We start from the raw sequence: 8,575 nt of genomic DNA on the forward strand, positions 1-8,575 counted from the left end.
ACCGCCCCCACCGAACCCCCACTGACGCACCCGAGAGGCCAAGAACGCTTCATGAGCGGGGCCGCGTCGGGCGATCCGATCGGCGTTGGCGCCGACGCCAGGCGCGCCCACGGCGCTCAGCCGCGCACCCGCTGTTGGGACCCCGCCGGCGAGATCCAGCGCGGGTCCCGTTCCCGTACCGCCGGCCCGGCGGGCGGGTGAGCGAGGGTCAGGACTCGGCGCCCATGGCCACGGTCTCGGCGACCTCGGCGTGGCGTTCGGCCTCCTCCCGGGCGAAGCGCTCGGCGTCGATCCTGTCGGCGATCTCCTCGTCCTGCCTCATCAGCGCGTCCAGGCTCTGGCCGGCCATGTCCAGGACGCCCATGTCGGCGTAGGCCTGCTGGAGGCGGGGGCTCCACAGGCCGATGTCCTTGACGCACGGCACGATGCGGCTGAACAGCAGGGAGCGGAACAGCTTGAGGTACTCGGACCGGTCGACGCACTCCATGGCCTCGGCGACCTCGGACCTGTTCAGGCCGATGGTCTCCCACGTCTCCCGGCCGCGCAGCCGGTCGCGCATCAGGTAGCAGCCCTCGATGACGAAGTCCTCGCGCTCGCGCAGCTCTGCCTCGGTGAGCTGGCTGTAGTAGTCGCGCAGCGCCATCCGGCCGAAGGCCACGTGCCGGGCCTCGTCCTGCATGACGTAGGCGAGGATCTGCTTGGGCAGCGGCTTGGTGGTGATGTCGCGCATCACGCCGAAGGCGGCCAGGGCCAGGCCCTCGATGAGCACCTGCATGCCGAGGTAGGGCATGTCCCAGCGGGAGTCGCTCAGCGTGTTGTCCAGCAGGGCCTTGAGGTGTTCGTTGATGGGGTAGGCGAGGCCGACCTTCTCCTGCAGGAAGCGGGCGTAGGTCTCGGCGTGCCGGGCCTCGTCCATGGTCTGGGTGGCGGCGTAGAACTTGGAGTCGAGGTCGGGGACCGACTCCACGATGCGGGCCGAGCAGATCATCGCGCCCTGCTCGCCGTGGAGGAACTGGGAGAACTGCCAGGCGGCGCCGTGCAGGCGGACGTCCTGCCGCTGCCGGTCGTCCATCCGGTCCCACAGGGGCGTGCCATGGATGGCGATGGTGGTGTCGGGGATGCCGAGCACGTTGTACGGATCGACCTCAAGGCCCCAGTCGATGCGTTTGACGGAGTCCCACTGCTTGTCCTTGCCCTTCTGGTAAAGGGCGAGCATGCGGTCCCTGCCGTCGTCGTACTCCCACGTGAAGCGGGCGGCTCCGGCCGCCTCGACGTCCCACGTGGAGAGCTCGGCCGGGATCGTGTAGAGATCGTGAGTCGACATGCGGCCTCCAGAGACGTACACCGTACGTACACTCGCGAGAGTCGCACGTACGGTGTACGTACGTCAAGATGAGGAGACAATGGCGATATGCCCGCAGAGCCACTGTCCCGTCCGCGCATCGTCGCCGCGGCCATCGACCTGATCGAGCGCGAGGGCGCCGACGCGGTGTCCATGCGCAGGATCGCGGCCGACCTGGGGGTGGGCGTGATGTCGCTCTACAACCACGTGCCCAACAAGTCCGCGCTGCTCGACGGGGTGGCCGAGACCGTGCTGTCGCAGATCGAGTTCTCCGACGACCCGGACGCCGACTGGACCGACCGCGTGCGGATGCAGGCGCTCGCCTTCCGGCAGATCGCCCACCACTATCCCCGCTGCACGATGGTGGTGGTCAGCCGCCAGCTCCAGTCGACCGCCGGGCTGCTGCCGGTGGAGCGGGCGCTCGCCACGCTGCGCAGCGCCGGGTTCGGTGGGCACGAGGCGGTCCGCATCCTGCGCGTGTTCATCGCCTACATCGTGGGCTCGCTGTTGCGGGAGGTCGGGGTCACCCCGACGTTCGCCCCGGTCCACCGCTCCGACCTCGCTGTCGAGAACGTCGATCCCCTGCTGTTCCCCCAGGTGAGCGGGCTGGCCCCGATGCTGGTCGACTGCGACCACGAGTCGGAGTTCGAGTTCGGCCTGGGGCTGCTCATCCAGGCGATAGCTGTGCAGCTGAAAAGATGACGTCCGGGACCCGCGGATCCCGGACGTCTGAGGAGTGCTCCCTTCCCCTGAAGACTCCTCGGGTCAGTACCAGTTACTGGACCGGAAATGACCCCATGCGCCGCACGGAGATCCGTATCGGCTCTTGATGTAGCGAAGGCCCCAGCTGATCTGGGTGGCCGGATTCGAGCGCCAGTCCCCGCCGCTGCCGCTCATCTTCGAGCCCGGCAGTGCCTGCGGGATGCCGTAGGCCCCCGAGGACGGGTTGTGCGCCTGGTGGTTCCAGTTGCTCTCCCTGGTCCAGAGACTGTCCAGGCAGCGGAACTGGCTGTGGGACCACAGCCGGCGGGAGACGAGGCGGAACGCGATCGCCTTGTTCCTGCTCCTGCTGGTCCTCGTGGTGACTACGATCTTCGGCTGGGCCTGGGTGAACCAGACGCCCCGGTGGACCGTCATCGCCGGTCCCTTCCTCGCCGGTTCCGCGATCTCCTCGGCCCGCCCGATCTCGGCGGACCCGACCATGGTCGAAGCGGCGAGCGCGGTCACGACTGTATTCCGCAGGACGCGGTATCCGTTCATGTTGATCCTTGTCCGCTGGCCGCGTGCGGGAGGTGCGTGAGCGGGCCATGGCCCGCTCACGCACCCGGTCGTCCCGCGCCCGTGGCTCGGACGCGGAGATGCCCGCGCGGTCTCGCCGGCCCGTTTCCGGCATGAGACACCGCGACGTTTTCTCTAGGCGCTTTCTAGTACGCGGGGCAAGCGCCGAAGGGTGGTTGCGACATGCCGCGGAAAGGTGTTTGCCCGATCTTCGTGGTCTACGGGTGGTTCGACGGGTGCCGAATTACCACGGGCCGGACGTCTATGCGGGGGGAGGAGGCGAAAATCACCCCGGCATGGGGTTTGAAACTAGTACCAGCCGCGTGAATGGAAATGCGCCCACGCTCCACACGGCGAACCGTAGCGCTTTTTGATGTAGGTCAGACCCCATTTGATCTGAGTTCTGGGGTTGGTGCGCCAGTCCCGGCCGGCGCTGGCCATCTTCCCGCCGGGCAGCGCCTGGGGGATGCCGTAGGCGCCGGAGTGGCGGTTGTGTGCTCGGTGGTTCCAGTTGCTCTCCCGGGTCCATAGCCGGCTGAGGCAGCCGAACTGGCTCTTGGTCCAGCCTCGTGCGGACACCATGGGCGCGGCGATGGCCTTGTTGCCCTGCCGTGCGGAGGAGGAGGCCTGAGCGACCGTGGCGGTGGTGCTGACGGCGAGCGCCGAGGTGACCAGCAGCACGCTGGTACGGCGTAGCGTCGGCATAGGGGATCGCCTTTCGCTGGGATCGGGGGACGGCCGCCACGATGCCCCAGCGATTCTTGTCGGGCGAGTCGACAGCGCTTGTCGAGGTCTCTGTCAAAGATCGGTTAGAAAAGGATCAAGTGCCTGGTGAGGGGCTCGGCGTCTCGCCTGTGGCGTCCATCACATTTCACTCTTTGGACGTCATAACTCCCAAACGTGACAAGGCGATTAGGGTGCAGATCATGAGCATCCGTGATATCCCAGTGCGCACTCTTTCCGACGCCCCCACCACGCTGGCCGAGCTGGCCGGCGACGGGGCGGCCCTGATCGTGAACGTGGCTTCCAGATGCGGCCTCACCCCGCAGTACGCGGGTCTCGTCGAGCTCCACCGCGCCTACGCCGACAGAGGCCTCACCGTCGTCGGCGTGCCCTGCAACCAGTTCATGGGCCAGGAGCCGGGCAGTGCGGAGGAGATCCAGGAGTTCTGCTCCACCACCTACGGGGTGGACTTCCCGCTGCTCGCCAAGACGGACGTCAACGGCGAGGACCGGCACCCGCTCTACGCCTCGCTCACCCAGGCGCCCGACGCCGACGGGCAGGCCGGCGACGTCCAGTGGAACTTCGAGAAGTTCCTGGTCTCGCGTGAGGGGGAGGTGCTGGCCCGTTTCCGCCCGGCCGTCGAGCCCGGGGACCCCGCCCTCACCGCGGCGATCGAGAAATCCCTCTAGGAGCGCAACTGCCCCTGACCATCAGCTCGGTGGGCAGCAGCACGCTGCGCGGACGCCGTGGTCCGGCACGCAGCACCAGCTCGGCCGCGCGGTAGCCGATGTCCTGCGCGGGCTGGGCGATCACGGTCAGCGGCGGGGAGCACAGCTCGGCCCAGGGCACGTCATCGAACATGATCAGTGACAGGTCCCTGGGCACCCGCAGATCCAGCTCCCTGGCGGCGAGCACGGCCGCCTCGCCCAGCAGGTTGCCCCCGGCCAGCACGGCGGTCAGGTCGGGCCGGCGCTGGAGGAGCCCGGCGGCGACCGCGTAGGCGGAGTCCCGGCTGCCGCGCGCGGAGACGATGAGATCCTCGTCCACCAGGGCGCCCAGGGCCTGCCGGAAGACGGACAGGCGCTGCTCCTGCCCCGGGCCGCCGAGATAGGCGATCCGGCGGTGGCCCAGCCCGGTCAGATAGTCGACGGCGGTGCGCACGCCCGCGCGGTCGTCGGCCAGGACCGCGGGTACGTCGTCGCGCCCGGCCGCCAGGCGGTGCGCGAACACCGTGGTGAGCCCGGCTCGCAGGGTCGGTGCCCACGTCTCCCCGTCCCCGGAGGGGATCGCGATCACCCGGTCCACGCCCTGCTCCAGCAGCATGCCGATCAGCTCGGCCTCGCGCTCCGGGTCGTCGCCGGTAGCGCCCAGGATCACCGGCTCGCCCGCCGAGCGCGCGCAGGCGAGCACGCCGTCGGCCAGGCGGCCGTAGAAGGTGTCGGTGATGTCGGGCAGCAGCAGCCCGATCCCGCCCGAGCGCTGCTGGCGCAGGTTGCGGCCGAGCGCGCTGGGCCGATAGTCGAGCTGGGCCGCGACGGTCAGCACGCGCTCCCTGGTCGCGGGGCTCGCCGAGCCGCCGGACAGAACCCGCGACACCGTGGCGACCCCGACCCCCGCCGCCTCGGCGACGTCCTTGATGGTCGTACGACGCATGTTCATGGAAACGATTCCATCATATTTTCCGTAGCCGTTCCAGTGCGAAGAGACATCAGCGGCCCCGCTGACGAGGAAGAACCGGATCTGCTCTTGACACGCATGTCCGTTTCCGGTGAGATGCATGAAAACGTATCCACATCGGGTGAACACGGGGTTGGCCCGAGGCGCTAAGGACTCTCCATGGCATCCATCGTTCTCAGCAAAGTCGACAAGATCTACGCAGGCGGTGTGAAGGCCGTGAACGGCCTCGACCTTGAGATCCGGGACGGCGAGTTCATGGTCCTGGTCGGCCCGTCCGGCTGTGGCAAGTCCACCGCCCTGCGCATGATCGCCGGACTTGAGGACATCAGCGGCGGCGAGATCGCCATCGGTGACCGGGTGGTCAACCACCTGCCCCCGAAGGACCGCGACATCGCCATGGTCTTCCAGAACTACGCGCTCTACCCGCACATGACCGTCGAGGAGAACCTCGCCTTCGGTCTGAAGCTCCGCAAGATGCCCAAGGCCGAGATCTCCAAGCGGGTCAACGAGGCCGCCAAGATGCTCGGCCTGGAGCAGTACCTCAAGCGCAAGCCGGCCGCCCTCTCCGGCGGTCAGCGCCAGCGTGTCGCGATGGGCCGCGCCATCGTGCGCGAGCCGCAGGCCTTCCTCATGGACGAGCCGCTGTCCAACCTGGACGCCAAGCTCCGCGTCTCCATGCGCGCCTCCCTCAACACCCTGCACGAGCGTCTCGGCGTGACCACCGTCTACGTCACCCACGACCAGGTCGAGGCGATGACCCTCGGCGACCGCGTCTGCGTCCTGCGCGACGGCCTGCTCCAGCAGGTCGACACCCCGCAGAACCTCTTCGACAAGCCGGTCAACCTGTTCGTCGCGGGCTTCATGGGCTCCCCGTCGATGAACTTCGTCAACGCCGAGCTGGTGCGCGGTGACGGCGGCGCGGCCGTCGCCTTCGCCGGCTTCAAGCTGCCGGTGCCGAACGAGACCTTCACCGAGAAGCCGGGCCTCGACGAGTGGATCGGCAAGAAGATCATCCTGGGCATCCGCCCGTCCGACTTCGACGACTCGGTCGCGGCCAACGGCTCCGCCGGCGGCTGGACCCGTCTGCAGGTCCGCGCGGAGGTCACCGAGGAGCTCGGCTCCGAGATCAACGTCCTGTTCCTGATCGACGCCCCGCCGGTCCAGCACCAGGACACCGTCGCCGCGGCCGACGCCGGTGACGACGAGGAGGCGACCCTCCCGCTGGTCGGCGACAAGTCGCTGTGGACCGCCCGTGTCAACTCCCGCAGCCACGTCCGCCCCGGCCAGAACATCGAGCTGGTCGTGGACACCCATAACCTGCACTTCTTCGACCCGGTCTCGGGTCTGGCGATCGGCCACCACGCCAACGCCCGCGTCTGACCAACCCCGTTAACGGACCGGCCCGCGCCACGACCCCCTCCCGTGGCGCGGGCCTTTCCGTGCGCGCATCTTCGGTGCAGTCCGATAGCTGGTGGCCTGCTTTTTCATCATTAGTGGTATCTAACATTGAAGATCCACCCTAAATGGATGATTTGCCTCTAAATTCAGCGGTTTTCGATTTACAGTAATGGTCGTTACCGTTTGCTGAATTCATCAGCGTGTAGTCGTTCCGGGCGACGGGGTATCTGATGAGTGCCTCCGCCATAGCGAGGTGCAAGGAGAATCTGGTCCCCCGGACTCGCGAACGACACGGGAATCAGATGAATTCGCACATCAGAAAATTCGCCTCCGGCCTTCGGTCGGGAAAGCGCGTCATGAACATCACCGCCGCCACGGCATTGGCCGGAGCGGGTCTGGCGCTGTCATACCAGGCACCGGCCGCCGCCATCACGGCGAAACCGGTGGCCGTCCAGTCCTACGGGCACCTCACCGGCGCCGGGTTCCAGGGCTTCCTGCTCGGCGGCGGAGGCGGGCACTGCGGGTCCTGCCGGTGGAACAACTGCCACCACCACCACTGCTGCAACGGCCATGACGGCTGTGACGGCTGTGACGGCCGTGACGGCCGGCGGGGCCGGCGCGGCGCTCAGGGAGTCCAGGGCCCGCAGGGGCCCCGTGGCCCGCAAGGGGTCCAGGGCCCGCGGGGGGAGGCCGGACGCAACGCCGGCATCGACACCGCGTTCCAGGGCAACAACAAGTTCATCGGCCGCGTGGAGAACGGGACGGCGCTGATCCGCGACCCGCGGACGACGCCTCCCTGGAACAACATCTCGACGCTGGCCGGCTTCCCCAGCGGGGCGACCGACATCTCCCTGGCGGTCATGGGCAACACCCTTCACGTGACGGTGCTGGGGGCCGACGGCGCGGTCAGGCAGACGTCGTGCACGCTGAACCCCACGCCGGGAACCGGCAACAACCCGGCGTGGCCGGGGAACTGCACCGCCTTCGTCAACCTCACGCCGCCGCTCTGAACCCCGGCGGCGAGCCGGTGAGCTGACACGGACGCGCCGTGCCCGGGAGATCCCGGGCGCGGCGCCGTCGTCTCCGGCGCGGCGCCGCCCTACCGGCGGCCGAGGCGGCGGGATACCTCGCCGGCGAGGCTACGGGGGATCAGCCTGCCCACCCCGACGATGGCCTTGTAGCGGATGTCGGGGATGCTCACCCGCCTGCCGCGGGCCAGGTCGCGCATGGCCTCGTCCACCACGTTGTCCGCCGAGAGCCACAGGAAGCCGGGGATGCCGGAGGTGTCCATCGAGGCGCGGTCGTGGAACTCGGTCCGGACGAACCCGGGGCACAGGGCCATCACCCGCACGCGGGTGCCGGTCAGCTCGGACGCGACGGACTCGCTGAAGTTGACGACCCACGCCTTGGACGCGCTGTAGGTGCCCCGGGTGAAGAACGCCGCCACCGACGCCACGTTGACCACCGCTCCCCGGTCACGCTTCCGCATCCCCGGCAGCGCGGCCAGCGTCAGCCGCAGCACCGCCTCGCAGTGCACCTTCAGCATCCGCAGCTCGTCGGCGACCGGGACGTCGAGGAAGGCGCCCGGATGGCCGAAGCCCGCGTTGTTGACCAGCAGGTCGACCCCCTCGCGCAGCCGCGCCTCGACCGCCGTGAGGCCTTCCTCGGCGGCCAGGTCGGCGGGGAGCGCCTCGACCCTCACCCCGTAGCGCAGGCGCAACGCCTCGGCGGAGCCGGCCAGGCGCTTCTCGTCGCGGGCGACGAGTATGAGGGAGAAACCGTCGGCGGCCAGGCGGCGGGCGAACGCGGCGCCGATGCCGGCGGTCGCGCCCGTGATCAGTGCGGTGGGCATGCGTGCAGTCTAGAGACCGCGCCGCCGGATCCGGCAACTCCCCGCCGCGGCTCCGGGCCTCTCCTCTCCGGCGGCGCGGCGCCGATCGTCCGAGACGGGCAGGGAACCTCCGACGCGGGACCCCGGTACAGGACATCATGGATACGTCACCGACCGATGGAGGATGAGGACCGTGCCGATCTCCTGCCGGGCCGGCGCAGGGCTGGCCGTGCTCGGCGCGGTCTCTAGACTGCACGCATGCCCACCGCACTGATCACGGGCGCGACCGCCGGCATCGGCGCCGCGTTCGCCCGCCGCCTGGCCGC

At 69.0% G+C, this 8,575-nt stretch carries 9 protein-coding genes; 4 read left to right on the forward strand and 5 right to left on the reverse strand.

From position 1 onward, the window contains the following. Positions 1-208 precede the first annotated feature (208 nt). Complete coding sequence (locus CA984_RS40355) at positions 209-1,324, reverse strand: ferritin-like domain-containing protein (RefSeq protein WP_086578630.1); 1,116 nt, start codon at positions 1,322-1,324, stop codon at positions 209-211. Between the two features lie 87 nt (positions 1,325-1,411). Between CA984_RS40355 and CA984_RS40360 the strand changes: the two genes are divergently transcribed. Then, a complete protein-coding gene (locus CA984_RS40360; protein WP_086578631.1) occupies positions 1,412-2,044 on the forward strand; it encodes a TetR/AcrR family transcriptional regulator C-terminal domain-containing protein in 633 nt (210 codons plus the stop codon). 63 nt (positions 2,045-2,107) lie between these two features. Here CA984_RS40360 and CA984_RS40365 read toward each other — a convergent pair whose 3' ends face one another. Continuing rightward, positions 2,108-2,602: an aggregation-promoting factor C-terminal-like domain-containing protein gene (locus tag CA984_RS40365; RefSeq protein WP_086578632.1), complete on the reverse strand. Its 495-nt coding sequence runs from the start codon at positions 2,600-2,602 to the stop codon at positions 2,108-2,110. 327 nt (positions 2,603-2,929) lie between these two features. After that, positions 2,930-3,325 (reverse strand): aggregation-promoting factor C-terminal-like domain-containing protein, encoded by a 396-nt coding sequence (locus tag CA984_RS40370; protein WP_031167278.1) that lies wholly within the window; start codon positions 3,323-3,325, stop codon positions 2,930-2,932. A 221-nt stretch (positions 3,326-3,546) separates the two neighbouring features. Between CA984_RS40370 and CA984_RS40375 the strand changes: the two genes are divergently transcribed. Beyond that, on the forward strand, positions 3,547-4,032 hold the full coding sequence (locus tag CA984_RS40375; protein ID WP_086578637.1) for a glutathione peroxidase: 486 nt from the start codon (positions 3,547-3,549) through the stop codon (positions 4,030-4,032). Here the strand turns inward: CA984_RS40375 and CA984_RS40380 are convergent. Continuing rightward, positions 4,004-5,002 (reverse strand): LacI family DNA-binding transcriptional regulator, encoded by a 999-nt coding sequence (locus CA984_RS40380; RefSeq protein ID WP_086578633.1) that lies wholly within the window; start codon positions 5,000-5,002, stop codon positions 4,004-4,006. The two genes, CA984_RS40375 and CA984_RS40380, sit on opposite strands and share 29 nt — an antisense overlap. Positions 5,003-5,179: 177 nt before the next feature. On the opposite strand from CA984_RS40380, the gene CA984_RS40385 reads away from it, so the two are divergent. Both CA984_RS40385 and CA984_RS46760 read left to right on the forward strand, forming a co-directional pair. Further along, a complete protein-coding gene (locus CA984_RS40385; protein WP_086578634.1) occupies positions 5,180-6,400 on the forward strand; it encodes an ABC transporter ATP-binding protein in 1,221 nt (406 codons plus the stop codon). Positions 6,401-6,774: 374 nt separating this feature from the next. Then, positions 6,775-7,428, forward strand: a complete 654-nt coding sequence (locus CA984_RS46760) for a hypothetical protein (RefSeq protein ID WP_108724686.1) — start codon at positions 6,775-6,777, stop codon at positions 7,426-7,428. 89 nt (positions 7,429-7,517) lie between these two features. On the opposite strand, the gene CA984_RS40395 is transcribed toward CA984_RS46760, so the two are convergent. Further along, positions 7,518-8,270 (reverse strand): SDR family NAD(P)-dependent oxidoreductase, encoded by a 753-nt coding sequence (locus CA984_RS40395; RefSeq protein WP_086578636.1) that lies wholly within the window; start codon positions 8,268-8,270, stop codon positions 7,518-7,520. Positions 8,271-8,575 lie beyond the last annotated feature (305 nt).

Origin of the sequence: Streptosporangium minutum, assembly GCF_002149035.1 — a bacterium.
Taxonomy (GTDB): domain Bacteria; phylum Actinomycetota; class Actinomycetes; order Streptosporangiales; family Streptosporangiaceae; genus Streptosporangium; species Streptosporangium minutum.

Coding starts and splice junctions, on each gene's coding strand:
- CA984_RS40395 (WP_086578636.1), bottom strand. CDS start 8,270: ATGCCCACCGCACTGATCACGGGCGCGACCGCCGGCATCGGCGCCGCG.
- CA984_RS46760 (WP_108724686.1), top strand. CDS start 6,775: ATGAACATCACCGCCGCCACGGCATTGGCCGGAGCGGGTCTGGCGCTG.
- CA984_RS40385 (WP_086578634.1), top strand. CDS start 5,180: ATGGCATCCATCGTTCTCAGCAAAGTCGACAAGATCTACGCAGGCGGT.
- CA984_RS40365 (WP_086578632.1), bottom strand. CDS start 2,602: ATGAACGGATACCGCGTCCTGCGGAATACAGTCGTGACCGCGCTCGCC.
- CA984_RS40360 (WP_086578631.1), top strand. CDS start 1,412: ATGCCCGCAGAGCCACTGTCCCGTCCGCGCATCGTCGCCGCGGCCATC.
- CA984_RS40370 (WP_031167278.1), bottom strand. CDS start 3,325: ATGCCGACGCTACGCCGTACCAGCGTGCTGCTGGTCACCTCGGCGCTC.
- CA984_RS40355 (WP_086578630.1), bottom strand. CDS start 1,324: ATGTCGACTCACGATCTCTACACGATCCCGGCCGAGCTCTCCACGTGG.
- CA984_RS40375 (WP_086578637.1), top strand. CDS start 3,547: ATGAGCATCCGTGATATCCCAGTGCGCACTCTTTCCGACGCCCCCACC.
- CA984_RS40380 (WP_086578633.1), bottom strand. CDS start 5,002: ATGAACATGCGTCGTACGACCATCAAGGACGTCGCCGAGGCGGCGGGG.